The organism is Nocardioides imazamoxiresistens (assembly GCF_032378595.1).
In the GTDB taxonomy this organism is placed as follows: Bacteria; Actinomycetota; Actinomycetes; order Propionibacteriales; family Nocardioidaceae; genus Nocardioides; species Nocardioides imazamoxiresistens.
Window position 1 is genome coordinate 290,697 of the sequence record NZ_JAVYII010000006.1, and the last position, 26,929, is coordinate 317,625.

The following is a 26,929-nucleotide window of genomic DNA, read 5'->3' on the forward strand; positions in this document are numbered from 1 at the left end:
TAGGACCGGGCGAGGAGTGCGCGTGCCGGTTCGTGAGGGGTAGACCGTGGCCTCGAACCCGACGCGCGCTACGTCCGTCCGCACCTACGTCCTCGACACCAGCGTGCTGCTCGCCGATCCCGGCGCGCTGCGACGCTTCGACGAGCACGAGGTGGTCCTCCCGGTGGTGGTCATCACCGAGCTGGAGGGCAAGCGTCACCATCCCGAGCTGGGCTACTTCGCCCGCACCGCCCTGCGCGCCCTCGACGAGCTGAGGGTCACCCACGGCCGTCTCGACGCGCCGATCCCGATCGGGGACGTGGGCGGCACCATCCGGGTGGAGCTGAACCACACCGACCCGCAGTCGCTGCCGTCCGGCTTCCGGCTCGGGGACAACGACACGCGGATCCTGGCCGTCGCCCGCAACCTCGCGGACGAGGGCAACGCGGTCACGCTGGTGTCGAAGGACCTGCCGCTGCGCATCAAGGCGTCAGCGGTCGGCCTCAACGCCGAGGAGTACCGCGGCGAGGCCGTCAGCGACTCCGAGGTCGGGTACTCGGGGATGGCCGAGCTGGAGGTGCCGGCTTCGGTGCTCGACGAGCTGTACGACGTCGGGGTGACCGACCTGCCGGACCTCGGGAACGGCCCCGTCGGCCAGGACCTGCTGTGCCACCAGGGCCTCGTCCTGCTCTCCGAGCGCGGCACCGCCCTCGGGCGGGTCGGCGTCGACAAGCGGATCCACCTCGTGCGCGGGGACCGCGAGGCGTTCGGCGTCCACGGCCGCTCCGCCGAGCAGCGCGTCGCCCTCGAGATGCTGCTCGACCCCGAGGTGGGCATCGTCTCGCTCGGCGGGCGGGCGGGGACCGGCAAGTCGGCCATGGCGCTGTGCGCCGGGCTGGAGACGGTGCTCGAGCGCCGCCAGCACCAGAAGGTCGTCGTGTTCCGGCCGCTGTTCGCCGTCGGCGGCCAGGAGCTCGGCTACCTGCCCGGCAGCGAGAGCGAGAAGATGTCGCCCTGGGCGCAGGCGGTCTTCGACACCCTGGGTGCGATGACCTCGCGCGACGTGATCGAGGAGGTCCTCGACCGCGGGATGCTCGAGGTGCTGCCGCTGACCCACATCCGCGGTCGCTCGCTGCACGACGCGTTCGTCATCGTCGACGAGGCGCAGTCGCTGGAGCGCAACGTGCTGCTGACGGTGCTCTCGCGCATCGGCGCCAACTCCAAGGTGGTCCTGACCCACGACGTCGCGCAGCGCGACAACCTGCGCGTGGGCCGCCACGACGGGGTCGTCGCGGTGGTCGACAAGCTGAAGGGCCACCCGCTGTTCGCCCACGTCACGCTGACCCGCTCGGAGCGCTCGCCGATCGCCGCGCTGGTCACCGAGATGCTGGAGAACGTGACCGTCTGAGTCGGGTCGCGGCCCGCGCACGAGCACGGGCCGGCGTACCAGGGCGATCCGGGCCCTGGTACGCCGGCTTGCCTCGCGCCGCGAGGTCCGGCACCCTGGCCTGCGGTCTACCCCCGATCCCGAAGCGAGCAGACCGAGCCTTGTCGAAGAAGCCCCAGCCGAAGCACCGTCGCGCCAAGCACCGCGCCCCCGGCCGCGCCGTCCTCCCGGTCGACCCCGCGAAGGCCCTGCGCACCACCGTCGTGATGACGTCGGTGGCCGCCGCGACGACGGGTGCCGTCGTCGGCGGCGGGGTGCTCAGCGGCAGCGTGGCCGACGAGGCGGGCGCCGCGCAGCTGGCGTCGGGCTCCGTCGCGGACACCGCTGCGGCGCAGGCCGACGGCTCCGCCGCCCGGGTCGACGAGCTCGTGGCCGACCGCGGCGGCGAGACGACGTCGCGCTCCGACTCCCGTGCGGAGACGGACCCCACCAAGGTCGTCGCCCTGTCGACCGAGTCCGGTCCTGCGCTCGCGGCGAGCGAGGACGCCTCCGACCTCGACCCGCGCGACGTCGGCCGGATGCTCCTGACCGAGTTCGGCTTCGGCCAGGACCAGTGGAGCTGCCTGGACTCGCTGTGGACCAAGGAGTCGAACTGGCAGGTCGACGCCGACAACCCGACCTCGTCGGCCTACGGCATCCCGCAGTCGCTCCCCGGGTCGAAGATGGCCTCGGCCGGCGACGACTGGGAGACCAACCCGGTCACCCAGATCCGCTGGGGACTCGGCTACATCGAGGACCGCTACGGCACCCCCTGCTCGGCCTGGGCGCACAGCCAGGCCAACAACTGGTACTGAGCCTCGCCGCGTCGGTGGTCCCGCCGCGTCGTGGTGCCCCGGACGGGCCCGCTCATGCGAGTTGAGAACGCTTCTCGTTATGCTGGCCCGAGGTCACGACACGGAGGTGCAGGATGTTCGCTCTGCTGGGCAAGGTCGGATCCACGCTCGTCACCGGTCTGGTCGGTGCCGCCGCCTGGGACGGGGTGAAGAAGGCGGCCGACTCCGGCGCCGTGCGCGAGGGCGCCGTCGGGACGGTGGCCCTGGGCCTGCGCGGCAAGCGCCGGCTGGAGGCCGGCGCCGAGCGCGTCCGTCTCGCGACCGGCGACATCGTCGCCGAGGCCCGCGAGCGCGTGGGGGAGCAGGTGCCGCCGCCCGGCGCCGACCTCGGCGGCCACGACCACGAGCACTGAGCCGGTGACGGTCCGCCAGGTCGCGCTGGCCGCGGCCGCGGGGCGCGTGCGCTACGCCGTCCCGGCACTGCGCCGCTGCGACGCGCGAGCCGTCGCGGTGGAGAACGCGGTCGACGCGGTGCCCGGGGTGCGCGCGGTGCACGCCTTCCCCCGCACGGGAGCGGTCGTGGTCTGGTTCCGTCCGGGCCGGTGCGACCTCGACGCGGTCCGCCGGGCGGTCCGGACGGGTGTCGACACGCCGGCCGACGCGGTTCCCGCCCGTCGCCCCCGCTCGGCGGAGATCTCCGACGGCGACCTGACACGCATGGTCGTCGGCGGCCTCGCCCTGCTGCTGCTCGGCGGCCGCCGCTACGTGGTCCGGCGCCCGCCGGTCCTCGGGCCGACGTCGCGCACGTTCGCCACCGCGGTCACCATCTTCACCGGCTACCCCTTCCTGCGCGGGGGCCTGCGGAGCCTGCGCGGCGACCGCGCGGCCGGCACCGACGCCCTGGTCTCCGCCGCCACGCTCGCGAGCCTGGTGCTGCGGGAGAACGTGGTCGCGCTGACCGTGCTGTGGCTGCTCAACATCGGGGAGTACCTGCAGGACCTGACCCTGCGACGCACCCGCAACGCCATCCGCGACCTGCTCAGCGGCACGCAGGCGGACGCGTGGGTGCGGGCGGCGGACGGCACCGAGACCCTCGTCGACATCGACACGCTCGAGGTCGGCGACGAGGTGGTCGTCCACGAGCACGTCGCGGTCCCGGTCGACGGGGTGGTCCTCGAGGGCGAGGGAGTGCTCGACCAGTCCGCGATCACCGGCGAGACCCTGCCCGTGGCGGTCGCGGCCGGTGCGGTGGTCCACGCCGGCAGCGTGCTGATGAAGGGTCGTGTCGTGGTGCGCGCCGCCGCGGTGGGTCGCGACACCGCCATCGGACGGATCATCACGCGCGTCGAGGCCGCCCAGGAGGACCGGGCGCCGATCCAGACGGTCGGGGAGGGCTTCTCGCGCCGCTTCGTGCCCGCGTCCTTCGCACTGGCGGGTCTCACCTTCCTCGTCACGCGCGACGTCCGACGGGCGATGACGATGCTGCTGGTCGCCTGCCCGTGCGCGGTGGGCCTGGCCACGCCGACGGCGATCAGTGCGGCGATCGGCAACGGCGCGCGCCGCGGCATCCTCGTCAAGGGCGGGTCGCACCTCGAGGCGGCGGCCCGCGTGGACGCGGTCGTCTTCGACAAGACGGGCACCCTGACCGTGGGACGCCCGGTGGTCACCAACGTCGTCTCCTTCGTCGACGACTGGGAGCCCGAGCAGGTGCTCGCCTACGTGGCGACGTCCGAGATCCACTCGCGGCACCCGCTGGCCCAGGCCGTCGTGCGCTCGACCGAGGAGCGCCACATCGCGATCCCGCCGCACGAGGAGTGCGAGGTGCTGCTGGGTCTGGGGATGCGCACGCGCGCGGACGGCCGGACGCTGCTGCTGGGCAACGAGGCGCTGCTGGAGCGCGAGGGCGTACGCGTGGGGGAGCACGCCGCCGGCTGGGTCCGCCAGCTGCAGGACGAGGCCGAGACCCCGCTCCTGCTCGCGGTCAACGGGCGGCTGACCGGTCTGGTGAGCCTGCGCGACACCGTGCGCCCCGAGGCGCGCGCGGTGGTGGCGGCACTGCGGGCCGACGGCGTCGAGCGCATCGTGATGCTGACCGGCGACCACCCCGCGACGGCGGCCGCGGTGGCGGCCGAGCTGGGGATCGTCGAGTGGCGCGCCCAGGTGCTGCCGGAGGAGAAGCAGGACGTGGTGGCGGCGCTGCGCGCCGAGGGCTACACGGTCGCGATGGTGGGCGACGGCACGAACGACGCCCCGGCGCTGGCCCTGGCCGACGTCGGGGTCGCGATGGGTCTCGGCGGCACCGACGTCGCGCTGGAGACGGCGCAGGTCGCCCTCGTGGGTGACGACCTGCACCGTCTGCTCGACCTGCGCGACCTGTCGCGTCGAGCCGTCGGCGTCATCCGGCAGAACTACGGCATGTCGATCGCCGTGAACGCGGTCGGCCTGGCCGTCAGCGCCGGCGGTGGCCTCTCGCCGGTGCTCGCGGCGGTGCTGCACAACGCGTCGTCGATCGCGGTCGTGGCCAACTCCTCGCGGGTGACCCGCTACCGCGTCGAACCGCTCACGGGTGGGTCATCGACTCCAGGTCGAGCGCCGCGTCGAGCTGCTCCTCGGTGACCTCGCCCCGCTCCACGTAGCCCATCGCCACGACCGTCTCGCGGATGGTCGCGCCGTCGGCGAGCGCCTTCTTCGCGACCTTGGCCGCGTTCTCGTAGCCGATGTACTTGTTCAGCGGCGTGACCACCGACGGCGAGGACGCGGCGTAGCGGCGCATCCGCTCCGCGTCGGCCGTGATCCCGTCGACGCAGCGCTCCGCGAGCAGCACCGAGCTGGTCGACAGGAGCCGCACCGACTCGAGCACGTTGCGGCCCATCACCGGCAGCATCACGTTGAGCTCGAAGTTGCCGGACAGCCCGGCGACCGTCATCGCGGCGTCGTTGCCGATCACCTGCGCGCAGACCATGAGGGTGGCCTCGGGCAGCACGGGGTTCACCTTGCCCGGCATGATCGAGCTGCCCGGCTGCAGGTCGGGCAGGTGGATCTCGGCCAGCCCGGTCGTGGGGCCCGAGCTCATCCAGCGCAGGTCGTTGCAGATCTTGGTCAGACCGACCGCGATGGTGCGCAGCGCCCCGGACAGCTCCACGAGCGAGTCGCGGGTGCCCTGCGCCTCGAAGTGGTCGCGGGCCTCGGTGAACGGCTGACCCGTCGCCTCGGCGAGGCCGGCGATGGCGGCGGCCGCGAAGCCGGCGGGCGTGTTGATGCCCGTGCCGACCGCGGTGCCGCCCAGCGGCAGCTCGCGGACCCGGGGCAGCACGGCCTCGAGCCGCTCGACGCCGTAGCGCACGGTGGCCGCGTACCCGCCCAGCTCCTGGCCGAGCATCACGGGCGTGGCGTCCATGAGGTGCGTGCGGCCCGACTTCACCAGCCCGGCGAACTCGCGCGCCTTGGCCTCCAGCGACGTCGCCAGGACCCCGAGGGCCGGCACGAGGTCCTCGACGACCGCGAGCGTGGCCGCCACGTGGATCGAGGTCGGGAACACGTCGTTGCTGGACTGGCTCGCGTTCACGTGGTCGTTGGGGTGCACGGTCACGCCGGCGCGGTCGGCGAGCGACGCGACGACCTCGTTGGTGTTCATGTTGGAGCTCGTGCCCGACCCGGTCTGGAAGACGTCGAGGGGGAAGTGCTCGTCGACCTCGCCGGAGGCGATCGTGGCGCAGGCGTCCGCGATGGCCGCGCCCTGCTCGGCGCTGATCACGCCGAGGTCGGTGTTGACCCGGGCCGCGGCCGCCTTGACCAGCGCGAGCGCCTGGACGTGGCGGCGCTCGAGCGTCGTGCCGGAGATGGGGAAGTTCTCGATCGCCCGCTGGGTCTGCGCGCGCCAGAGGGCGTCGCGGGGGACCTTCACCTCGCCCATCGAGTCGTGCTCGGTGCGGAACTCTGTGCTGTCGACCTCGGGAGCAGTCATGCTCGTGAGGCTACCCTTACCGCGGTGGCGCGGATCCTCCGGCCGCCTCGTCCACGAGGTGGGGCACGTCGCGGTCCCTGCGGCGCAGGAACCCCGCCAGCGCGCCGAGCGCGCCGAGGCCGGCAGGCAGCCACACCGCCCATCGGTAGGTGTCCCAGGGCGGGTCGGTGCGCACCCGCACGCGCCCGTCGACCAGGACGGCGTGCTCGCCGTCGTCGGGCACCCAGACCGTCAGCTCGGTGCCGGGCCGCAGCAGGCCGCGGCAGCTGGAGTAGCGGCCCTCCTGCACGGCCCCGTCGGCGGTCCACGTGACGTCGTAGTGCCGTCGCACGCCCACGCTGCGGCGCCCGCAGCGGGTCGGGCCGTCGACGCGCTCGTCGACGGTGGCGACGACCTCGTGGGTACGCCCGGTCAGGTGCGCGCGGAGGTCGTCGTGGAGCACGACGCCCACCCCCATCCCGAACAGCGCCACCACGAGGCCGAGGCAGGCCAGGGTCGCTGCCCAGAACCCCATCGAGCGCAGGGTGCCCGCCGCGCGCACCCGCGCGGCCGGCCGGACCGACCGCTCGCCCCGTCGGGCCCTCACCGGGAGGCCAGGTGCAGCCAGTACGACCCGACCCGGCCGTGGTCGGGCACGGCGACCTCGCGGCTCCCGGCCGTCCCGAACACCTCGCGCAGCGCCGCGTCGAGGTCGTCCGAGCGGGCCGCGGACCACACCACCACCGTCCCGCCCGGCGCGAGCACACGGCGTACCGCCTCCAGGGCGGGAGCGGTGTAGAGCGCGGCGTTCGGGCCGTGCACCAGGTTCGCGGGACCGTTGTCGACGTCGAGGAGCACGAGGTCGTACGCCTCGTCCGCGGCCTCCTCGATCGCCACCGCGGCGTCGGCCTCGACGACGCGCAGCCGCTCGTCGGCCAGGTACGCCGGACCGTGGGGCACGGTGCCGTCGCGCATCCAGGCGACGACCGCGGGCTCGATCTCCACGACGTCGACCTGCTCGACGCGGGGGTCGGCGAGGACGGCGTGGGCGGTGAACCCCAGGCCGAGACCGCCGACGAGGACCCGGCGGGGCGAGGAGCACCCCGCCAGCGCCGCCTCGGCCAGGAGGCGCTCGCTGGTCGTCTCGAGCGTGTCCATCACGAAGACGCCGTTGACGCGCAGCTCGTGGGCGCCGTCGTCGCGACGACGCAGCACCACCTCGCCCCGCTCCGACGTGGCGCTGGCGACGGTCCCGGTCTGCTCCACGGGGGTTGAGCGTACGGGTAGCGTCGGCGCTTGAAACGTCAACCTACTCGGAGGTTCCCGTGCTTCGTCGTCTCGTGCTGCCCGCCCCGCCCCTGCTGCGCGACCTCGCGCTCGTGGCGGCCCGGATCGGGCTCGGCGTCGTCCTCGTCGCCCACGGCTGGCAGAAGGTCCGCACCGACGGTCTCGAGGCCACCGGCCAGGGGTTCGACGCCATGGGCGTGCCCGCGGCCGGACCGGCCGCCACCTTCGCCGCGGCCGTCGAGATCGGCGGCGGTCTGCTCCTCGTCCTCGGTCTGCTGACGCCCGTCGTGGCCGTGCTGGTCGCGTCCGTGATGGCCGGTGCCTTCTGGTTCGCCCACCGGGGCACCACCGTCCTGGCCGCCGAGGGCGGCTGGGAGCTGGTCGCCGTGATCGGCCTGGGCGCGCTGCTCGTCGGCGCCGTCGGGGCCGGCCGGTTCTCGCTCGACGCGCTGCTCGCCGACCGGGGGCGTGCCTAGGCTCGACGCATGTCGTCCGACGAGCTGCCGACCGACCGTGCCGCCGTCCTGCGGCTGCGCGGACTGACCTACGACGCGTCGCTCGTCGGACGGAGCCTGGAGGGCGCGCCCGACGTGGAGGGGTACGCCTCCCTGCACCGCGCGCGGGTCGTCGGCCACGGCGCGGAGGCGTTCGCGGCCGCCCGTGCGGCGCTCGACGACTGGCAGGTGCAGCGACGCTCGGGCCTGCGGGTCCTCGCGGACGGCCCGGCGCTGCGGGTCGGTACCGTCGCGGTCGTCCACCTCGGGGCCGCCCGCCTGCTCGGCGGCCGGCTCGCGGTCGCCGCGCCGACGCGCGTGGTCGCGGTCGTCGACGACGAGCGGCGGGCCGGCTTCGCCTACGGCACCCTGCCCGGGCACCCCGAGGCGGGGGAGGAGGCGTTCGTCCTCACCCTGGCCGACGACGGCGTGGTCCGCTTCCGGGTGAGCGCGTTCTCGCGCCCCGCCACCCGGTGGGCTCGCCTCGGCGGCCCGGTGACGGCGTACGTCCAGCAGCGGGTCGTCGAGCGCTACCTGCGCTCGCTCGAGGTCCGGGGCGAGGTCTAGCGCCTCACTTCTCGCGCGAGCGCACCCGGATCCCCGACAGCGGCACGGTCACGGCACCCGACGGGTCGGTGAAGAAGTCGTTGCCCTTGTCGTCGACCACGATGAAGGCCGGGAAGTCCTCGACCTCGATCTTCCACACCGCCTCCATGCCCAGCTCGGGGTACTCGACGATCTCCTGGCTGCGGATGCAGTCGAGCGCCAGACGGGCGGCGGGGCCGCCGATCGAGCCGAGGTAGAAGCCGCCGTGCGTCTCGCAGGCCTCGGTGACCTGCTTCGAGCGGTTGCCCTTGGCGAGCATGACCATGGAGCCGCCGGCGGCCTGGAAGGACTTCACGTAGGAGTCCATCCGGCCCGCGGTCGTCGGCCCGAAGGAGCCGGAGGCCATGCCGTCAGGCGTCTTGGCCGGCCCGGCGTAGTAGACCGGGTGGTCCTTGAGGTAGTCGGGCATCTCCTCGCCCGCGTCGAGGCGCTCCTGGATCTTGGCGTGCGCGATGTCACGCGCCACGATGAGCGGGCCGGTGAGCGAGAGGCGCGTCTTGACCGGGTGCTGGGAGAGCTGGGCGAGGATCTCGCCCATCGGCCGGTTCAGGTCGACGGCGACGACCTCGCCGCCCTCGATGTCCTCGGCCGTGCCGGCGTCGGGCATGTACTGCGCCGGGTCGGTCTCGAGCTGCTCGAGGAAGACGCCCTCGGGCGTGATCTTGCCGAGGGCCTGTCGGTCGGCAGAGCAGGAGACCGCGATGGCGACCGGGCACGAGGCGCCGTGGCGCGGCAGCCGCACGACGCGCACGTCGTGGCAGAAGTACTTGCCGCCGAACTGGGCGCCGATCCCGAAGCCCTGCGTCAGCTTGAAGACCTCCTCCTCCAGCTCGAGGTCACGGAAGCCGTGGGCGCTCATCGAGCCCTCGGTCGGCAGCTCGTCGAGGTAGTGGGCGGAGGCGTACTTCGCGGTCTTGAGCGCGAACTCCGCGCTGGTGCCGCCGATCACCACGGCGAGGTGGTAGGGCGGGCACGCCGCCGTGCCGAGCGAGCGGATCTTCTCGTCGAGGAACTCCAGCAGGCGCTTCGGGTTGAGGATCGCCTTCGTCTCCTGGAACAAGAACGACTTGTTGGCCGAGCCGCCGCCCTTGGCCATGAAGAGGAACTTGTACTCCGGCTTGCCCGAGGTCTGCGGCGTCGAGTAGATCTCGATCTGCGCCGGCAGGTTGGTGCCGGTGTTCTTCTCCTCGTAGGTCGTCAGCGGCGCCAGCTGCGAGTAGCGCAGGTTGAGCTGCGTGTACGCGTCGTAGACGCCCGCGCTGATCGACTCACCGTCGTCGGCCCCGGTCAGGACGCCCTCGGACTTCTTGCCCATCACGATCGCCGTGCCGGTGTCCTGGCACATGGGCAGCACGCCGCCGGCCGAGATGTTGACGTTCTTCAGCAGGTCGAGCGCCACGAAGCGGTCGTTGCCGCTGGCCTCGGGGTCGTCGATGATCCGCCGCAGCTGCGCGAGGTGCGCGGGGCGCAGGAAGTGCGAGATGTCGTGCATCGCCTCGGCGGTCAGGCGTCGGATCGCCTCCGGCTCGACCTGGAGGAACGTGCGGCCGCCGGCCTCGAACGTCGAGACGCCCTCGGTCGTCACGAGCCGGTACGGCGTCGTGTCGGGCCCGATCGGCAGTAGGTCGGAGTAGCGGAAGTCGTCGCCGAGGTCGCCCGGACCTGCCCCGGCGGGGGTCGCTGCGGTGGTCACGGGCGTCACGCTAGACCTGCCCGACCGGGGGGCTGCGCTAAGGCTTGCCTTCCCTGGGGGGCGTGCGTGCTACGGTCCTCGGCATCCACCACGGGAGTCCACGGCAGTGGGCTGAGATGGGGCTGATGCCGCTCCGACCGTCGAACCTGATCCGGGTCATGCCGGCGCAGGAAGTGAGGAGCGCATCTCGTGTCTGCTGTTCGCAGCGACGCGGCCGCCGGAGTGCCGCGTCTGACCCTCCTGGTCGGCCCCGCCGACGACCTCTCCCGCCTCGAGGACCTCGCCCGAGCCGGCGTCGACGGCTTCCAGGTGCGGGCCAAGGCCGCCACCACCCGTGAGCTCGTCGCGCTGACGCGCCTCGCCCTCGCGGCGGTGCGCCCGCACGGCGCGTGCGTCACCGTCGACGACCGGCTCGACGTCGCCCTGGCCACCGGCGCCGACGGGGTCCACCTCGGCGCGGACGACCTCGCGGTCGACGACGCGCGTCGGATCGCCGACGCGAGCGGACGGGACGACCTCCTCGTCGGTGCGACGTGCCGCGACCGGGACGCCGTGGCGCGCGCCCTGGAGGCGGGCGCTGACTACGCCGGCTTCGGGCCCGTGCACCCGACCACCTCGAAGACCGGGCTCCCCGAGCCGCTGGGCGTCGCCGCCGTGACGCGGGCGAGCGGGCTGCTGCCGCTGCTCGCGATCGGGGGGATCGACGCCGGCACGGCCGCCGAGGTCGTGGCGGCCGGCGCGCACGGGGTCGCCGTCATCGGTGCGGTCTGGCGCCCGCCGGACCCCGTGGCCGCCGCGGAGGAGCTGCTCGCCGCGCTGGCATGACGGTGGCACGCACGGGTCTGCGCGTCCTCGTCCGGGGCGCCGGCATTGTCGGCCTCGCGGTGGCCGAGGAGCTGCTGCGTCGCGGCCACGACGTGACGGTCGTCGACCCCGCCCCCGGCTCGGGTGCGTCGCACGCCGCCGCCGGGATGCTGACCCCCGCCTGCGAGGTCGGGTGGGGCGAGGGCGCGCTGCTCGACCTCGGGGTGCGCGGCGCGCGGCTGTGGCCGGCGTACGCCCGCAGGCTCGGGGTGCCGCTGCGCACCACCGGGACGCTGCTCGTCGGTCTGGACCACGGCGACCTGCAGGAGGTCGAGAGGCAGGCCGCCGTGCTCGGCTCGTTGGGACGGGGCGTCGACGTCCTCGACGCGCGCGCCGTGCGTGACGCCGAGCCGGGTCTCGGCCGGGTCGCCGGCGGAGCGCTGCTCGCCGACGACCACGCCGTCGACCCGCGTGCCGTCGTGACCGCCCTGCGCGAGCGCGTGCCCGTGCTGCCCCAGGTCCCCGCCGGTCCACCGACCGCCGACGTCGTCGTGCTGGCGACCGGGGCGCGGCTCCCGGCGCCCTACGACCAGCTGGTGCGCGGGGTCCGCGGCGAGATCCTCCGCGTGCGCAGCGACGACCCGCCCGGTCGCGTCGTGCGGGGGTGGGTGCGTGGCGAGCCCGTCTACCTCGTGCCACGGGCCGCCGCCGCGTCGGGCACGACCCCCGGTCCGGGAGCGACCACGGGCGTCGAGGTGGTCGTCGGCGCGACCAGCGAGGAGCACGACGCGCCCCCGGTCGTGACGGTCGGCGGCGTCGGCCGGCTGCTGGACGCCGCCCGGGCGATGTGGCCGGCCGTCGAGCGCGCCGAGCTGGTCGAGGCCTGTGCCCGGGACCGTCCGGCGACGCCCGACCACCTCCCGCTCGTGGGCGCAGCGCCGGCGACCGACGTGGCACCCGCACCCCGCGTCGTCCTCGCCGCGGGCCACTTCCGCCACGGCGTCCTGCTCGCGCCGCTGACCGCGGCGCTCGTCGCCGACCACCTGGAGACGGGGCGGGTCGAGCCCGCCCTCGACCCCGCCCGGCTCCGCCCACCGACCGAAGGAGCGACCCCGTGCCCGACCTCGTCCTCAACGGAGCGCCCGTGACCACGGCGGCCACCACCGTCGCCGGCCTCGTCGAGGACTTCCTCGACGCCTTCCTGGACCCCCGGTCCGGCGACCTGCAGGGCTGCGCGGTGGCCGTCGACGGCATCGTCGTGCCGCGCGCCGACCACGCCACCACGGCCCTGCGCGACGGCGCCGTGGTCGAGGTCGTGACGGCGGTGCAGGGCGGATGAGCGGACTGGTCCTGGGCGGCGTCCCGCTGCGCTCCCGCCTCCTGCTCGGCACGGGCGGGCTCCCGCGACCCGACCTGCTCGGCCCGGTGCTCGACGCCGCCCGCCCCGGCCTGGTGACCGTCAGCATGCGGCGCGCATCGGGCACCGGGTCCGGGGGGCTCCTCTCGACTCTGCGCGCCCGCGGCGAGGTGCTGCTCCCGAACACGGCGGGGTGCCGCTCCGCCCGGGAGGCGGTGCTCACCGCCGAGCTCGCCCGCGAGGCGCTCGGCACCGACCTCGTGAAGCTGGAGGTGGTCCTCGACGACCGCACCCAGCTGCCGGACGTCGTGGAGCTGCTCGACGCTGCCGACACGCTGGTCCGCGCCGGCTTCTCGGTGCTCCCGTACACCACCGCGGACCCCGGCGTCGCCCGCCGCCTCGTCGACACCGGGTGCGTGGCGGTGATGCCGCTGGGGTCGCCCATCGGCTCGGGCCTCGGCGTCCTCGACCCGCACGCGATCGAGGGCCTGGTCGCCACCGTGGCCGGGCAGGTGCCCGTCGTCCTCGACGCCGGGGTCGGCACCGCGAGCGACGCCGCGCTGGCGCTCGAGCTCGGCTGCGACGCCGTGCTCGCCGCCAGCGCGGTGACGCGGGCCGCGGAGCCCGTCGCGATGGCCCGTGCCCTGCGCCTCGCCGTGGAGGCGGGGCACCTCGCCGCCGGCGCCGGCCGGATCCCGCGTCGCGGGGTCGCCCGCCCCTCCAGCCCGCTGACGGGCCGGGTGGGCACGTGAGCAGCGGTCCCGACGGCTCGCCCGTGCCGAGCACCGACGTCGTGCTGCTGACGGACCGGTCGCAGCTGCGCCCGGGCCGCGACCTGGTCCGGACCGTGCGCGCGTGCGTCGTCGCCGGCCTGCGCACGGTGGTGGTCCGCGAGCTCGACCTGTCGGACGTCGACCGCACCGCGCTCGTCGCCCGGCTGCTCGAGACGCCCGGGCGCGCAGACCCGGGACGCGCAGCGCCCGCCCTCCACGTGCTCAGCGCCCGGACCCTCCTCCCCGGGGCCCACGGGGTGCACCTCGCCGCCCACCAGTCCGTCCCCGACGGCGGGGGCCCGCACGGGCGGTCCTGCCACGACCCCGCCGAGGTGCGTGCCGCGGTCGCGGCCGGCGCGGCCTACGTGACCCTCTCGCCCTTCGCCGCCACCGCCAGCAAACCGGGCCACGGCCCGCCCCTCCCGCCGCAGGCGTACGCCGGGGCCGCCCGCGCCTGCGCCGGCTCGCCGACCCGGGTCCTCGCGCTCGGCGGGGTCGAGCCCGGTTCCGCGGCGGCCGCGGTCCGGGCCGGCGCCGACGGCGTGGCGGTGATGGGCGCGGTGATGCGCGCCGCGGACCCGGCCGCGACCGTCCGTGCCCTCCTGCGCGCCGTCGAGGGGGCGCGGTGAGCACGCCGCTGGTCGCCCTCACCGTGGCGGGCACCGACTCCGGGGGCGCGGCGGGGGTGGCGGCCGACCTCGCGACCTTCGCCGACCACGGCCACCACGGCGCGCTGGCGGTCTCGGCGCTCACCGCGCAGGACACGACGGCGGTGCGCGCGGTGCACGTGCCGCCCCTCGCGTTCCTCGCGGCGCAGGTCGACGCCGTCCTCGGCGACCTCCCCGTCGCCGCGGTCAAGACCGGCATGCTGGGCTCACCGGGCGCCGTGCGGCTCGTCGCGGAGCGGCTCGCGGCGCGGCCGGGACGGCCGCTGGTCGTCGATCCCGTCCTCGTCGCGACCTCCGGGGCGGTGCTGGGGGACCGGGACGTGGCCGCGGCCTACCGCGACCTGCTCCCGCACGCCTCCGTCGTCACCCCGAACCTCGACGAGGCCCGCGCTCTGCTCGGCCTCGACCCCAGCGACGCGACGCCGCCGGCGCTGCTCGCGGCCGACCTCGCCGACCGGGGCTGCGCGGTCGTCCTCACCGGCGGGCCCGCCCCGGGGGCGGCCCCCGACCGGTGCATCGACCACGTCGCGGTCCCCGGCCGGCCGGCGACGCGTGCCGTCCACCCGTGGGTCGACACCCGCAACGACCACGGCTCGGGCTGCACGTTCGCCGCGGCCCTCGCGGCGCGCCTCGCCGGGGGACCCGCCCGCCCCGGCCACCACGACCCGGCCGACCTCGTCGCCGCGGTCGAGGACGCCGCGTCGTACACCGCCGCCCGCCTCGAGCGGTCCCGCGCCTGGCGCCTCGGCGCCGGCCGCGGTCCCGTCGCGCACACGTCCGCCCCCACCCACCCAGGAGGAGACCGATGAACCCCGTCCACCCCGCCCACTCCCGCGTGCTCGTCCCGGCCGGTCCCGACGACCTCCGCGTGCCCGTGACGCGGGTCGCCCTCACGAACGGCGAGACCTTCGACCGCTACTGCACCACCGGCCCCGGCTCCGACCCGGAGGTCGGTCTCCCGGCGCTGCGCACGCCCTGGCTCGACGCGCGCGGCGACACCGCGGCGTACGACGGGCGCCCCACGGCCCTCCTCGACGACGGTCGCGCCGCCCTGCGTCGCGGCGCCGCCAGCGCCGCGTGGCGCGGCACGGCACGCCGGCCGCGCCGCGCGAGCGAGGGGCGTGCAGTGACGCAGATGGCGTACGCCCGGCGCGGCCTCGTGACGCCCGAGATGCGCTACGCCGCCGCCCGCGAGGGCTGCGACGTCGAGCTGGTGCGCAGCGAGCTGGCGGCCGGCCGGGCGATCATCCCGCTCAACGTGAACCACCCCGAGGCGGAGCCGATGGTGATCGGCCGCCGCTTCCTGGTGAAGGTCAACGCCAACATCGGCAACTCCGCGGTCACCTCGTCGGTGGCCGAGGAGGTCGAGAAGCTGACCTGGGCGGTCACCTGGGGCGCCGACACGGTCATGGACCTCTCGACCGGCGACGACATCCACACCACCCGTGAGTGGATCCTGCGCAACTCGCCCGTGCCGATCGGGACGGTGCCGGTCTACCAGGCGCTGGAGAAGGTCGACGGGGAGGCCGACCGGCTCTCGTGGGAGGTCTACCGCGACACGGTCGTCGAGCAGTGCGAGCAGGGTGTCGACTACATGACGGTCCACGCCGGGGTGCTGCTGCGCCACGTGCCGCTGACCGCGGCGCGCGTCACGGGCATCGTCTCGCGCGGTGGCTCGATCATGGCCGGGTGGTGCCTGGCCCACCACGAGGAGAACTTCCTCTACACGCACTTCGACGAGCTGTGCGAGATCTTCGCCGCCTACGACGTCTCGTTCAGCCTGGGCGACGGCCTGCGCCCGGGCTCGCTGGCCGACGCCAACGACGAGGCCCAGCTGGCCGAGCTGCGGACCCTGGCCGAGCTGACGCGGCGGGCCTGGGAGCACGACGTGCAGGTGATGGTGGAGGGGCCCGGCCACGTGCCGCTGGACCTCGTCGAGGAGAACGTCCGGCTCCAGCAGGAGTGGTGCGACGGCGCGCCGTTCTACACCCTCGGTCCCCTCGCCACCGACGTCGCGCCGGGCTACGACCACATCACCTCGGCGATCGGCGCTGCCACCATCGCCCAGCACGGCACGGCGATGCTCTGCTACGTCACGCCGAAGGAGCACCTCGGGCTGCCCGACCGCGACGACGTGAAGACCGGCGTCGTGACCTACAAGCTCGCCGCGCACGCCGCCGACGTCGCGAAGGGTCACCCCCGGGCGCGCGACTGGGACGACGCGCTCAGCCGGGCGCGCTTCGAGTTCCGGTGGGACGACCAGTTCGCGCTGTCCCTCGACCCGGTCACGGCCCAGGCGTTCCACGACGAGACCCTTCCGGCGCCCGCGGCGCGCACGGCCCACTTCTGCTCCATGTGCGGCCCCAAGTTCTGCAGCATGCGGATCAGCCAGGACGTCCGGGAACGCTTCGGCGCCGAGGAGGGCATGCGGCGCAAGGCCGCGGAGTTCGTCGAGCTCGGCGGCACCGTGTACGTCGAGAGCGAAGCGCCGAGGTCGTGACGTCCGTCAGTACGTCGGGCCCGTCGGCGGGCATAGGCTGACTCTCATGACGGAACCGGCACAGCTGCGCATCTCCGACGCCGACCGCCACCAGGTGGCCGAGCTGCTCCGGGACGCCGCGGGGGAGGGACGCCTCGAGCCCGACGAGCTGGACGAGCGCCTCGAGGCGACGTACGGCGCGAAGGTGTACGCCGACCTCGTGCCGATCCTCGCCGACCTGCCGGGGGAGGCGCCGCGCCCCGGCGGTCTCGTCATGCCGCCGCCGGCGCCCTCGCCGGTCTCGTTCGCCAAGGGCCCCGGCGGGCCCGTGCCGTTCGCGCCGCACCACCCGACGAGCGTCGCGGTGATGAGCGGCGTCGTGCGCAAGGGCGTCTGGGAGGTCGGCGACTCCCACTCCGTCTTCACGCTGATGGGCGGCGCCGAGATCGACCTGCGCGAGGCGCGCTTCGGCGCGCCCGAGGTGGTCATCCAGGCGAACACGATCATGGGTGGCATCGACATCACGGTGAACGCGTGGACGAACGTGGTCGTCGACGGCATCGGGATCATGGGCGGCTTCGAGCAGAGCCGCGACAAGGTCGACCCCGAGCTCGACGCGAGCTCGCCGACCGTGCGGGTCAAGGGCGTCGCCTTCATGGGCGGCGTCACCGTGACCCGCAAGCCGATGCCGGGGGAGAAGAAGCGGAAGCGGCTCAAGGGCTGAGCCCCTGAGCCGCTCCCGGTGACGACGCGGCCGTCGTCGGTGCGTCGTCGCCGTCAGGCGTCGCCGACGATCCGGCCCGCGTGGGCGCGGTCGACCGTCAGGTTCTCGCCCGAGGCGGGGTCGAACAGGTGCAGCTTCGACGTGTCCACCCAGATCTCGGCCTCGTCGCCCTCGCTGACGCGGCTGGCGCCGTCGAGGGTGATGACCAGCTGCGTGCGCAGCGAGTCGCCGTCGAGGTCCTTCTCCAGCTGCGCGAGCTGCTTCTGGACCTCCGGCGGGGCCTCGAACGGCAGGTAGGCGTACGTCTCGTTGCCCAGCCACTCGACGACCTCGACCTTGGCGCGGAACGTCGAGCCGTCGGCCACCTTCGAGGCGTCGACGAGCGCGGCGTCCTCGAACGCCTCCGGCCGGATGCCGGCGATCAGCAGCCCCTTGCCCGCGGCCTTCTCCGCCTTCTCCGCGGGGATCTGGACCGTGCCGAACGGCAGCTTCACCGAGGTCCCGTCGACCTCCGCCGGCAGGAAGTTCATCGGCGGCGAGCCGATGAAGCCGGCGACGAAGAGGTTGCCCGGGTTCTCGTAGAGCTCGCGCGGGGTGGCGAGCTGCTGGAGCACGCCGCGCTTGAGCACCGCGACCCGGTCGCCCAGGGTCATCGCCTCGGTCTGGTCGTGGGTGACGTAGACCGTGGTGATGCCCAGCTTCTTCTGCAGCCGCGCGATCTCGGTGCGCATCTGCCCGCGCAGCTTCGCGTCGAGGTTCGACAGCGGCTCGTCGAAGAGGAACGCGTCGGCGTCGCGCACGATGGCGCGACCCATGGCGACGCGCTGGCGCTGACCACCCGACAGGTTGCCGGGCTTGCGCTCCAGGTGCTCGTCCAGCTCGAGCGTCTTCGACGCGTCGCGCACCTTCTGGTCGACCTCCGAGTCGGAGGCGCCGGCCAGCCGGAGCGGGAACGCGATGTTCTCGTAGACGCTGAGGTGCGGGTAGAGCGCGTAGTTCTGGAACACCATGGCGAGGTTGCGGTCGCGCGGAGCGAGGTCGTTGACCCGCTTGTCCCCGATCATCATGTCGCCGGAGGTGATGTCCTCCAGGCCCACGATCATGCGCAGCAGCGTCGACTTCCCGCATCCCGACGGCCCCACGAGGATCACGAACTCGCCGTCCGCGATGTCGATCGAGACGTCGTTGACGGCGGGGAAGCCGTCACCGTACTTCTTGACGATGTTGTTCATCTGAATGCCGGCCACGAGCTCATCCCTTCACTGCGCCGGAGGTGAGACCGGCGACGATCTTGCGCTGGAACAACAGCACGATGACGATGATCGGGACCGTCGCGATGACGGCTCCGGCGGCCAGCAGCGACGCCGGCCGGTTGAACGGGTCGCTGCCGACGAAGAACGACAGCGACGCCGGGATCGGGCGGGCGGCCTCCGTCGACGTCAGCGAGATGCCGAAGACGAAGTCGTTCCACGCGAAGAAGAACGTCAGGATCGCGGCCGTGAAGACGCCGGGCGCCGCCAGCGGCACGATCACCTTGCGGAACGCCTGCCACGACGTCGCGCCGTCGACCTGGGCGGCCTGCTCCATCTCCCACGGGATCTCCCGGAAGAAGGCGGACAGGGTCCAGATCGCCAGCGGCAGCGTGAAGGACATGTACGGGATGATCAGGCCGGGCCAGGTGTCGTAGAGCCCGACGGCACGCCACATGTCGAACAGCGGGCCGACCAGCGAGACCACCGGGAACATGGCGATGGCCAGCGCCGTCGACAGCACGAGCTTCTTGCCCTTGAACTCGAGGCGCGCGATGGCGTACGCCGCCAGCGTGGCCACGATGACCGAGAGCAGGGTCGCGATCAGCGAGATGCCGATCGAGTTGAAGATCGCGCGGCGGAACTGCTCGTTGTCCCAGGCGGCGACGTAGTTGTCCCAGCCGGCGAAGCCGCCCTCGGCCGGGAAGAACCCCGGCGAGCCGTTGGTGATGGCGTCCTGCGACTTGAACGACAGCGAGATGATCCACGCGACCGGCAGCAGGCACCAGATCAGGATCAGGGCGGCGCCGACGACGACGCCGATCTTGCGCAGCGGTGTGTTCCCCATCGTTGTCACCCCTCTCCTCGGGCCTGGGCCAGGTCGACGCGGAACAGCTTGACGATGCCGAACGCGATGATGAGGACCGACAGGAACAGCAGCACCGAGAGCGCCGATCCCATGCCGATCTGGAACTGCTCGATCACCTGTCGGTAGGTGAGGAACGAGACCGACTCGGTGTTCACCGCGCCGTTGGTCATGACGAAGATGTTGTCGAAGATGCGGAAGGCGTCGAGCGCGCGGAACAGGATCGCGACCATGATCGCGGCCCGCATGTTCGGCAGGATCACCCGCCACAGCCGCTGCCACCACGTGGCGCCGTCGACCTTCGCCGCCTCGACCATGTCCTCACTGACCTGCGCGAGACCCGCGAGGAGCAGCAGCGACATGAAGGGCGTCGTCTTCCAGATCTCGGAGACGCAGATCGCGACCAGGGCCGGGAACTGCTCGCCGAACCAGTTGAAGTTGTCCTCCACGAACGGCAGCCACGCGTTGACGAAGCCGTTGGTGCCGCTGAACGCGAACTGCCAGGCGAAGCCGGAGACCACGGTGATGATGCCGTAGGGGATCAGGATCGAGGTCCGGATGATGCCGCGGGCGAAGATCACCCGGTGCATCACCAGGGCGAACACGAAGCCGATCACCAGCTCGAAGAACACGGTGACGACCATGATCGCCACGGTCACCAGCATCGTGCGCCAGAACAGCGGGTCCGTCAGGGCGGTGACGTAGTTCTGCGCGCCCACGAACGACCGGTCGTCCGGCGCGGTCAGGGCGTAGTTCGACAGGGACAGCCACAGGGCCTGCAGCATCGGGAACGCGGTGACGAACAGCATGACCACGAGGGCCGGCAGGACGAGCTTGAGCCCGAGCCGGTTCTCCGCGACCGCGCGGTCGCTGGCCTTCGCCTTGTCCTTGCGGGAGGCGGGTGCGCCCGCGGGCGCCGTCGTGGTGCTCACAGCAGCGCCTTTCCGCCGAGGACGTCACGGATGAAGTTGGCCGAGCGCTCCGGGGTGCGCTCCGGGTCCACGTCCGCCGGCGGGTGCCACGTGCTCTGCACCGACCCCGAGATCTGGTTGTAGAACGCGCTCTTCGGACGCGGCCCGCCGTCCTCGATGCTCTCGCGGAACAGCGTCAGCAGCGTCGGGTCGTAGGCGTCCACCAGCTCCTGCTCCTCGTAGACCGAGGACCGGGCGGGCATCAGGCCGTCGTTGACCGCGAGCGCGAGCTGGGCCTCCGGCGTGGTGACGCACTGCGCGGCCTCGAGGGCGTACTCCGGGTGCTCCGTGTACGCGCCGACACCGATGTCGATGCCGCCGACCGGGGGCTTCGACTCCTCGCCCTCGACGGTGCGCGGGTAGCGCGCCCAGGCGAGGTCGGCGAACTGCTCGTCGGTGAAGCCGTTGGTGTCGTTCGGCTCGTAGTTCTTGTAGACGAACGTCCAGTTCGTCATGAACTCGCCGGCGCCGCCGTCGGGGAACATCGCGCCGAGCGAGGTGCCCTCGCGCGACACGGACAGGTCCGACTGGGCGGCGGGGGAGCCGGCGAGCTGGGCGACCACCTCGGCGGCCGCACGACCGGCGTCGGAGTCGATGTCGACCTGGGCGTCGACCCCGGCCTCCGTGTCGCTCACGATGTCGCCGCCGGCGCCCTGGACCAGGGCGTTGATCCAGACCATGTACGCCTCGTAGCGGTCGGCCTGGACGCCCACGGTGCCGTCGTTCTGCGCTGCGGCGTCGATCACCTGCGACCAGGTCGCGGTGCCCTCCTGCAGGGCGTCGGAGATGCCCGCCGCCTCGGCGAGCGACTCGCGGTACCACAGCACCTGCGTGTTCGCCCACTGCGGAGCGGCGTAGATCTTGTCCTCCCACTGGACCGTGTCGGCCGGTCCGGCGAGCACGTCGTCGTCGACCACGGCGTCCGCGGCGTCGCCCTCGAACTCGAGGAGCCAGTCGGCGTTCGCGAACTCCGGCACGAAGACCGGGTCGAGGCTCATCAGGTCGGTGGTCGAGTCGTTCGCCGCCAGACGGCGTGCCAGCTGCGTGCGCTGGTCGGTGGCTCCGGTCGGGAGCAGCTGGATCGCGATGTCGTACTCGTCCGTGGAGCACTGCTCCGCGAGCGACGTCAACGTGTCCTGTCCGTCGGGGTTGATGTACCAGTTCAGCGTCGGTTTGCCGGACTCGCTGCAGGCACTCAAGGTGCTCGCTGCCAGCACGATCGTTGCGGCGACGCCGAGGGGCCTCCACAGACCCCGTCGTGGCCCGCGCATGTGCGCCACTCCTCCCCATCGAGTTGTAGGGCCCTAAGGTCTAGACCCCTCGCCGTGACTTTGTCCAGCACCAGCGAATTCGGTGTGGACCCTTCGTCGACCTGCTATCGAACGTGCTCAGTGTGACGTACGTCTCTAACGATGGAGCCGGCGGCGCGCGCAGGACCCCCGGAGTATCCGGCGGTCCGCGCCCCCGACGTCGTGAAGGCCCAGCGCCTGTACCCCGAGGTCAGGCGGTCAAACCCGGATCAGGGAGCCTCCGCGCGCCGGGCCGCGCCGAGGATCGTGGCGGCGTAGGTGTCGAGCAGCGCGGTGGGCAGGTCGTGGCCCATGCCGTCGACGACGGTCAGCTGCGCACCGGGCACCGCGGCGGCCGTCGCGCGGCCGCCGGAGACGTGCACCATCCGGTCCTGCCGGCCGTGCAGCACGGCCACGGGGATCGTCAGCGCGCCGAGGGCCTTCGTCCGGTCCGGCTGGGTCAGGATGGCGCCCATCTGGCGCAGGATGCCGGCGCCGCTGACCCCGCGGGAATGGGTCTCCTCGGCGCGGGCCCGGATCGCCTCGGGGCTCTCGGCGTACTTCGGCGACCCGATCAGGCGCGCCATCCGCAGCGTGTTCTCGATGTAGGCCGCCAGGTCCGGGCGTCGCGGCGCGATCAGCGTCGGCAGCAGCCGCGGGTGCTGCCACCCGACGCGTCGGTTGCCCGTGGTCGACATGACCGAGGTCATCGAGCGGACGCGGTCGGGGTGCTCGAGCGCCATCGTCTGCACGATCATGCCGCCCATCGACACGCCGGCGACGTGCGCCGCGTCCACGCCGAGGTGGTCGAGCAGCAGCACGCCGTCCTCGGCGAGGTCGCTCATCGTGTACGGCGTGCGGACCGGCCGGCCGAGGAAGGCCTGCACGACCGTCGTCTTCGACATCCGCTCGCGCACCCGCGAGGAGCGGCCGACGTCACGGTTGTCGTAGCGCACGACGTGGTAGCCGGCCGCCGCGAGGCGGCGGCACAGCCCGTCGGGCCACCACGTCATGTGCCCGCCGAGCCCCATGACGAGCAGGATCGTGGGGTCGGCGGCGTCGCCGTACGTCTGGTAGCAGAGCTCGAGGTCGGCCCGCACCGGGGCGAACAGCTCCTCGGAGCGGCGCACCGCGGCGAGGTCGGACGGCGTGCCGGCGGCGTCGGTCTCGGACATGCGCCCGATTATGACCACGCCGCCCCCACGCGCGGGCTCAGCGCTCGAAGTCGATGGCCGAGTACGCCTGCAGCTTGTCGATCCGGTGCTCCGAGCTGACCTGGCGGATGGTGCCGCTGCGCGAGCGCATCACCAGGGAGTCCGTCACGGCGCCGCCGCCGTGGTAGCGCACGCCCTTCATCAGGTCGCCGTCGGTGATGCCGGTGGCGACGAAGAAGCAGTCGTCGCCCGTGACGAGCTGGTCGGTCGTCAGCACGTTGTCGGGGTCGAGGTCGTGGCCGGCGTCGACGGCGCGCTGGCGCTCCTCGTCGGAGGTCGGCCACAGCCGGCCCTGGATCGTGCCGCCGAGGCACTTGATCGCGCAGGCGGTGATGATGCCCTCGGGGGTGCCGCCGACGCCGAGCAGCAGGTCGACGCCCGAGCCGACGCGCGCGGCCGCGATGGCGCCGGCGACGTCGCCGTCGGTGATGAACCTGATCCGGGCCCCGGTCGCGCGGATCTCGGAGGCGATCTGCTCGTGGCGCGGGCGGTCGAGCAGCACGACGGTGACGTCCTCGGCGGCCGACTTCTTGGCCTTGGCCACGCGGGCGATGTTCTCGGCGACCGGCAGCCGGATGTCGACCACGTCGGCGGCGTCGGGCCCGGTGACGAGCTTCTCCATGTAGAAGACGGCCGACGGGTCGTACATGGAGCCCCGCGGCGCGACCGCGAGCACGGCGATCGCGTTCGACATGCCCTTGGCGGTCAGCGTCGTGCCGTCGATCGGGTCGACCGCGACGTCGCACTCGGGGCCCGTGCCGTTGCCGACCTGCTCGCCGTTGAACAGCATCGGGGCGTCGTCCTTCTCGCCCTCGCCGATCACGACGGTGCCGTTCATCCCGACGCTGGAGATCATCACCCGCATCGCGTTGACCGCCACGCCGTCGGCGCCGTTCTTGTCACCCCGCCCGACCCAGCGGCCGGCCGCCATCGCGGCCGCCTCGGTCACCCGGACGAGCTCGAGCGCGAGGTTGCGGTCGGGAGCCTCGGGCTCGACGCGCAGGTGGTCGGGCTGGTCGGAAACCACGGAGGGGTCAGTCGCCATGGCCGGATCGTAGCGTCCGGTCGCCCCGCTCAGCCGGACTGGACCGGCCCCCGGGGAGCCGGGGCCGCCGGGTAGCGCGTCACGGCGGTCTCCTTGGCCGCCGCCCAGAGCGCCACGTCGGGGGCCAGGCGCAGCTCGGCGGCGGCCGCCGCGGTGACGTCGGCCAGCACGCGGACCCCGTCGGGCGTCAGCACCTGCACCCGGATCTCGTCCCCGTGCGGCGTCAGCTGCTCGACGCGACCCCGCCAGCGCAGGCGGGCCGACCCGACGGGCTCGCTCGGTGCCAGCACGACCGCGCTGGGGCGGAAGGCCATCAGCGACTCGCCGTCGCGCAGGACGTTGAGCCCGACGAGGCGGGCCACGTGGTCCGTGCGCGGCCGCGCGGCGACCTCGACGGGCGTACCGCTCTGGGCCACCCGGCCGTCCTGCAGCACCAGCATCCGGGTGCCCAGGGTGAGCGCGTCGACGGCGTCGTGGGTGACCAGCAGGGCGACCCCGGCGAAGTCGGCGAGGTGGCGGGCCAGCTCCGTGCGCAGCGCGGCGGCGACGCCGACGTCGAGGCCCGCGAACGGCTCGTCGAGCAGGAGCACGTCGGGATCGGTGGCGAGCGCGCGGGCGATCGCGACGCGCTGCGCCTGACCGCCCGAGAGGGCGCCGGGACGTCGTCCCGCGAGGTGGCCGACGCCGAGGCGCTCGAGCTCGGCCTCGGCGCGGGCGCGGGCCTCGCGGGCGGGCGCGCCGCGGGCACGCAGGCCGAAGGCGACGTTCTCGCGCGCGCTGAGGTGGGGGAACAGGGCCTGGCCCTGCACGACGTACCCGACCCGCCGGTCGCGGGGCAGCAGCGGCGGGTGCGTCCAGGAGCGGCCGGCCACCTCGACGTCGCCGCTGCCGGGCAGCAGGCCCGCGATGCTGCGCAGCAGGGTGGTCTTGCCGGCGCCGTTGGGGCCGACCACGGCGAGCACGTCGCCCGTCTCGGCGAGCACCTCGGCGTCGAGCCGGCCGGGCACGTGCAGCCGGGCGCGCAGGCCGCTCACGCGACGGCCCCCGGGCCCGTACCGGTCGAGAGCCAGCGGTTGCGGAGGAGGGCGAGGACGCCGACCGAGGCCAGCAGCAGGATCACCGCGAGCGTCCGGGCGGCCTCCGGGTCGTCGAGGTAGACGGAGTAGATCCGCGACGGCATCGTCTGGGTGATGCCCGGGTAGTTGCCGGCGAAGGTCACGGTCGCCCCGAACTCGCCGAGCGAGCGGGCCCAGGCCAGCACGGCCCCGGCGACGACGCCGGGCAGGGCGAGGGGCAGCGTGACGCGGCGGAAGGCGTACCAGCGGGTGGCGCCGAGGCCTGCGGCGACCTCGTCGTACGCCTCGCCGGCGCTGCGCAGGGCGCCCTCCACGCTGATCACGTAGAACGGGAGGGCGACGAACGTGTGGGCGATGACCACCGCGGTCGTGGTGAACGGGAAGGTCACCCCGGTCAGCTCGCGCAGGGGGCCGCCGACCACGCCGTTGCGCCCCAGCGCGGTCAGCAGCGCGACGCCGGCTACCACGGGCGGCAGCACGAGCGGGACGGTGACCAGGGCCCGCACGAGCCCGCGGCCGCGGAACGGGACCCGCGCCAGCACCCAGGCCAGCGGCGTTCCGAGCCCGATGCAGACGAGCACGGTGGCGCCCGAGGTCAGGGCGCTGAGACGCAGCGCCGCGAGCACGTCGGGGTCCGTCAGGTCGCGCCAGAACGTGCCCCACGGCGTGGCGAGCAGCAGCGTCGTCAGCGGCAGGACGAGGAAGACCACGGCGACGGCCGCCGGCGCCCACAGGAGGGCCGGCGGCCGGCCGAGGACGGACCGGCTCGTCGTGCGGATGGTGGTCCGTGTGCTCACGGGGTGCCGAAGCCAGCCTCCGAGAACACCGAGCTGCCCACCTCGGAGAGGACGAGGTCGATGAACGCCTGGGCGGCGTCGGGGTTCCGGCTCTGGTCGAGGCGGGTGATCGGGTACTCCGTGGCCAGGGGCGTCGGCAGGTCGAAGCTCACGACGGCATCCTCCTCCGCGAGCGCGTCGGTGCGGTACACCAGGCCGGCGTCGGCCTCGTCCGCGACCACGCGCGACAGGGTGGCCTTGACGTCGGGCTCGAGGCTCGCGGGCTCGTTGGTGATGCCGGCCTCCTCGAGGGCCTCCTGCGCCAGGCCGCCGCAGGGCGCCGTCTCCACGCAGATCACGTAGGTGACCGACGGGTCGTCCAGCGACGAGAGGTCGGCGATGCCGGCCGGGTTGTCGATCGGCGCGACGAGCACGAGGTCGTTGGTCGCGAAGGTGACCGGCGACCCGGCCTGGGCGTCGACCGCACGCTCCATGGACGCGGTGTCCGCGGTGGCGAGCACGTCGCCGGGCGCTCCCTCGTTCGCCTGGTCGGCGAGCGTGCCGGAGGAGTCGAAGACCAGCTCGACCTCGACGTCGGGGTGCTCGTCCTGGAACTGCTCGGCCAGCTCGGTGAAGGTCCCGGTCAGCGACGCCGCCGCCGACACGGTGATGGTGCCCGAGAGCTCGTCGCCGTCGCCGGCGGCGTCCTCCCCACCGCCGCAGGCGGCCAGGGGGAGGAGGAGGGCGAGGGGGACGAGGGCGCGGGCGGTACGCATGGTGGGCACGGTGCTCCTGGGGGCGGGACGGTTCACGGACGCTCGACGACGACGCTGGTCGACTTCACGGAGGCGACGGCGCGGGCGCCGGGCTCGAGCCCGAGCTCGGTGGCCGCCTCGGCGCTCATCAGGGACACGACGCGGTACGGCCCGCAGGCGATCTCCACCTGCGCCATCACGCGGTCGGCGACGACGCGGGTGACGATCCCCGGCAGGCGGTTGCGGGCGCTGACCGAGGTGGCGCGCGCGTCGGCCGCGTGGTCCGCCTCGGTGAGCTGCCGGGCGTACGCCGCGAGCTCGGGGCCGTCGACGACCGTGCGGCCGCTGTCCTTGCGGGCGCTCAGGCGACCCTGGTCGATCCAGCGACGCACGGTGTCGTCGCTGACGCCGAGCAGGGTGGCCGCCTCGGCGACGCGATACGTGTCCATGGGCGTAATAGTGCCGCATCTGCGGGCGAGTGCGGACAGAGATACCGCAGGCGCGGGTGTCGGGCATGTTGTGCGACGCAGATGCGCGATCTGATGGCAGTGGTCGGGGGGGGGGGGGGTACGCGCAGGGGCTGGGCGTGCCGGTAGGCCCGGCGAGGTGGTGTCGGCGGGCCTGCCGGTGGTGCGGGGCGGGTGTAGGGCTGTCGTCGGAT

General features: G+C 73.7%; 28 protein-coding genes and 1 riboswitch. Of the genes, 14 read left to right on the forward strand and 14 right to left on the reverse strand.

Translation table 11 applies throughout. The features are described 5' to 3' along the window. Positions 1-46: 46 nt before the first annotated feature. From phoH2 to RDV89_RS15255, 4 genes are all read left to right on the forward strand, one after another. Entirely contained in the window at positions 47-1,387 is a 1,341-nt protein-coding gene (phoH2, locus tag RDV89_RS15240) for an RNA 5'-3' helicase PhoH2 (protein WP_315734193.1), read from the forward strand. 140 nt (positions 1,388-1,527) lie between these two features. Then, complete coding sequence (locus RDV89_RS15245) at positions 1,528-2,220, forward strand: aggregation-promoting factor C-terminal-like domain-containing protein (protein ID WP_315734195.1); 693 nt, start codon at positions 1,528-1,530, stop codon at positions 2,218-2,220. Positions 2,221-2,333: 113 nt separating this feature from the next. After that, positions 2,334-2,612, forward strand: coding sequence for a DUF1490 family protein (locus tag RDV89_RS15250; RefSeq protein WP_315734197.1), 279 nt, complete (start codon positions 2,334-2,336; stop codon positions 2,610-2,612). Between the two features lie 4 nt (positions 2,613-2,616). Next, entirely contained in the window at positions 2,617-4,815 is a 2,199-nt protein-coding gene (locus RDV89_RS15255; RefSeq protein ID WP_315734199.1) for a heavy metal translocating P-type ATPase, read from the forward strand. Here RDV89_RS15255 and RDV89_RS15260 read toward each other — a convergent pair. The 3 genes from RDV89_RS15260 to RDV89_RS15270 form a co-directional block, all read right to left on the reverse strand. Continuing rightward, positions 4,760-6,163 (reverse strand): class II fumarate hydratase, encoded by a 1,404-nt coding sequence (locus tag RDV89_RS15260; protein ID WP_315734201.1) that lies wholly within the window; start codon positions 6,161-6,163, stop codon positions 4,760-4,762. The genes RDV89_RS15255 and RDV89_RS15260 overlap by 56 nt on opposite strands. A 16-nt stretch (positions 6,164-6,179) precedes the next feature. Continuing rightward, positions 6,180-6,677, reverse strand: coding sequence for a DUF3592 domain-containing protein (locus tag RDV89_RS15265; protein ID WP_315734203.1), 498 nt, complete (start codon positions 6,675-6,677; stop codon positions 6,180-6,182). 68 nt (positions 6,678-6,745) lie between these two features. Further along, a complete protein-coding gene (locus tag RDV89_RS15270) occupies positions 6,746-7,408 on the reverse strand; it encodes a spermidine synthase (protein WP_315734205.1) in 663 nt (220 codons plus the stop codon). A 59-nt stretch (positions 7,409-7,467) separates the two neighbouring features. Here RDV89_RS15270 and RDV89_RS15275 point away from each other — a divergent pair, with 59 nt between their 5' ends. Further along, positions 7,468-7,905, forward strand: a complete 438-nt coding sequence (locus RDV89_RS15275) for a DoxX family protein (RefSeq protein ID WP_315734207.1) — start codon at positions 7,468-7,470, stop codon at positions 7,903-7,905. A 9-nt stretch (positions 7,906-7,914) separates the two neighbouring features. Continuing rightward, positions 7,915-8,490 (forward strand): DUF1990 domain-containing protein, encoded by a 576-nt coding sequence (locus RDV89_RS15280; protein WP_315734209.1) that lies wholly within the window; start codon positions 7,915-7,917, stop codon positions 8,488-8,490. Between the two features lie 4 nt (positions 8,491-8,494). Here RDV89_RS15280 and RDV89_RS15285 read toward each other — a convergent pair whose 3' ends face one another. Then, entirely contained in the window at positions 8,495-10,222 is a 1,728-nt protein-coding gene (locus RDV89_RS15285; protein WP_315734211.1) for a fumarate hydratase, read from the reverse strand. 80 nt (positions 10,223-10,302) lie between these two features. Then, a riboswitch (TPP riboswitch) is annotated at positions 10,303-10,413 on the forward strand. On the opposite strand from RDV89_RS15285, the gene RDV89_RS15290 reads away from it, so the two are divergent. The 8 genes from RDV89_RS15290 to RDV89_RS15325 all read left to right on the forward strand — a co-directional run bounded on the left by RDV89_RS15290 (position 10,412) and on the right by RDV89_RS15325 (position 17,027). After that, the gene (locus RDV89_RS15290; protein WP_315734213.1) at positions 10,412-11,047 is read left to right on the forward strand and encodes a thiamine phosphate synthase; all 636 of its coding nucleotides are present in this window, start codon (positions 10,412-10,414) and stop codon (positions 11,045-11,047) included. Its footprint overlaps the riboswitch before it by 2 nt. Next, a complete protein-coding gene (locus RDV89_RS15295; protein ID WP_315734215.1) occupies positions 11,044-12,174 on the forward strand; it encodes an FAD-dependent oxidoreductase in 1,131 nt (376 codons plus the stop codon). The genes RDV89_RS15290 and RDV89_RS15295 overlap by 4 nt, the downstream gene beginning before the upstream one ends. Next, positions 12,141-12,365, forward strand: coding sequence for a sulfur carrier protein ThiS (gene thiS, locus RDV89_RS15300; protein WP_315734217.1), 225 nt, complete (start codon positions 12,141-12,143; stop codon positions 12,363-12,365). Before RDV89_RS15295 ends, thiS begins: the two co-directional genes overlap by 34 nt. Then, positions 12,362-13,135, forward strand: a complete 774-nt coding sequence (locus RDV89_RS15305; RefSeq protein ID WP_315734219.1) for a thiazole synthase — start codon at positions 12,362-12,364, stop codon at positions 13,133-13,135. Before thiS ends, RDV89_RS15305 begins: the two co-directional genes overlap by 4 nt. Beyond that, entirely contained in the window at positions 13,132-13,785 is a 654-nt protein-coding gene (locus RDV89_RS15310; RefSeq protein WP_315734221.1) for a thiamine phosphate synthase, read from the forward strand. Before RDV89_RS15305 ends, RDV89_RS15310 begins: the two co-directional genes overlap by 4 nt. Next, positions 13,782-14,633 carry a bifunctional hydroxymethylpyrimidine kinase/phosphomethylpyrimidine kinase gene (gene thiD / locus RDV89_RS15315; protein WP_315734223.1) on the forward strand — a complete coding sequence of 284 codons (852 nt, stop codon included), beginning with the start codon at positions 13,782-13,784 and terminating at the stop codon, positions 14,631-14,633. Before RDV89_RS15310 ends, thiD begins: the two co-directional genes overlap by 4 nt. Further along, positions 14,630-16,324: a phosphomethylpyrimidine synthase ThiC gene (gene thiC / locus RDV89_RS15320; protein ID WP_315734225.1), complete on the forward strand. Its 1,695-nt coding sequence runs from the start codon at positions 14,630-14,632 to the stop codon at positions 16,322-16,324. Before thiD ends, thiC begins: the two co-directional genes overlap by 4 nt. 46 nt (positions 16,325-16,370) lie before the next feature. Beyond that, positions 16,371-17,027 (forward strand): DUF1707 SHOCT-like domain-containing protein, encoded by a 657-nt coding sequence (locus RDV89_RS15325; RefSeq protein WP_315734227.1) that lies wholly within the window; start codon positions 16,371-16,373, stop codon positions 17,025-17,027. Between the two features lie 53 nt (positions 17,028-17,080). Here the strand turns inward: RDV89_RS15325 and RDV89_RS15330 are convergent, their stop codons facing one another. The 10 genes from RDV89_RS15330 to RDV89_RS15375 form a co-directional block, all read right to left on the reverse strand. Continuing rightward, positions 17,081-18,274 (reverse strand): ABC transporter ATP-binding protein, encoded by a 1,194-nt coding sequence (locus RDV89_RS15330; RefSeq protein ID WP_315734229.1) that lies wholly within the window; start codon positions 18,272-18,274, stop codon positions 17,081-17,083. A 4-nt stretch (positions 18,275-18,278) separates the two neighbouring features. Beyond that, complete coding sequence (locus tag RDV89_RS15335) at positions 18,279-19,124, reverse strand: carbohydrate ABC transporter permease (RefSeq protein WP_315734231.1); 846 nt, start codon at positions 19,122-19,124, stop codon at positions 18,279-18,281. A 5-nt stretch (positions 19,125-19,129) separates the two neighbouring features. Further along, positions 19,130-20,074 carry a carbohydrate ABC transporter permease gene (locus tag RDV89_RS15340; RefSeq protein WP_315734233.1) on the reverse strand — a complete coding sequence of 315 codons (945 nt, stop codon included), beginning with the start codon at positions 20,072-20,074 and terminating at the stop codon, positions 19,130-19,132. After that, positions 20,071-21,384, reverse strand: a complete 1,314-nt coding sequence (locus tag RDV89_RS15345; protein ID WP_315734234.1) for an extracellular solute-binding protein — start codon at positions 21,382-21,384, stop codon at positions 20,071-20,073. Before RDV89_RS15345 ends, RDV89_RS15340 begins: the two co-directional genes overlap by 4 nt. Positions 21,385-21,632: 248 nt before the next feature. Further along, the gene (locus tag RDV89_RS15350; protein ID WP_315734236.1) at positions 21,633-22,577 is read right to left on the reverse strand and encodes an alpha/beta fold hydrolase; all 945 of its coding nucleotides are present in this window, start codon (positions 22,575-22,577) and stop codon (positions 21,633-21,635) included. Between the two features lie 37 nt (positions 22,578-22,614). Continuing rightward, entirely contained in the window at positions 22,615-23,661 is a 1,047-nt protein-coding gene (glpX, locus tag RDV89_RS15355; RefSeq protein WP_315734238.1) for a class II fructose-bisphosphatase, read from the reverse strand. 29 nt (positions 23,662-23,690) lie between these two features. Continuing rightward, positions 23,691-24,695 (reverse strand): ABC transporter ATP-binding protein, encoded by a 1,005-nt coding sequence (locus RDV89_RS15360; protein ID WP_315734240.1) that lies wholly within the window; start codon positions 24,693-24,695, stop codon positions 23,691-23,693. Continuing rightward, complete coding sequence (locus RDV89_RS15365; protein WP_315734242.1) at positions 24,692-25,534, reverse strand: ABC transporter permease; 843 nt, start codon at positions 25,532-25,534, stop codon at positions 24,692-24,694. The genes RDV89_RS15360 and RDV89_RS15365 overlap by 4 nt, the downstream gene beginning before the upstream one ends. Further along, entirely contained in the window at positions 25,531-26,289 is a 759-nt protein-coding gene (gene modA, locus RDV89_RS15370) for a molybdate ABC transporter substrate-binding protein (RefSeq protein ID WP_315734244.1), read from the reverse strand. The genes RDV89_RS15365 and modA overlap by 4 nt, the downstream gene beginning before the upstream one ends. Before the next feature lie 32 nt (positions 26,290-26,321). Next, entirely contained in the window at positions 26,322-26,717 is a 396-nt protein-coding gene (locus RDV89_RS15375; protein WP_315734246.1) for a TOBE domain-containing protein, read from the reverse strand. Positions 26,718-26,929 lie beyond the last annotated feature (212 nt).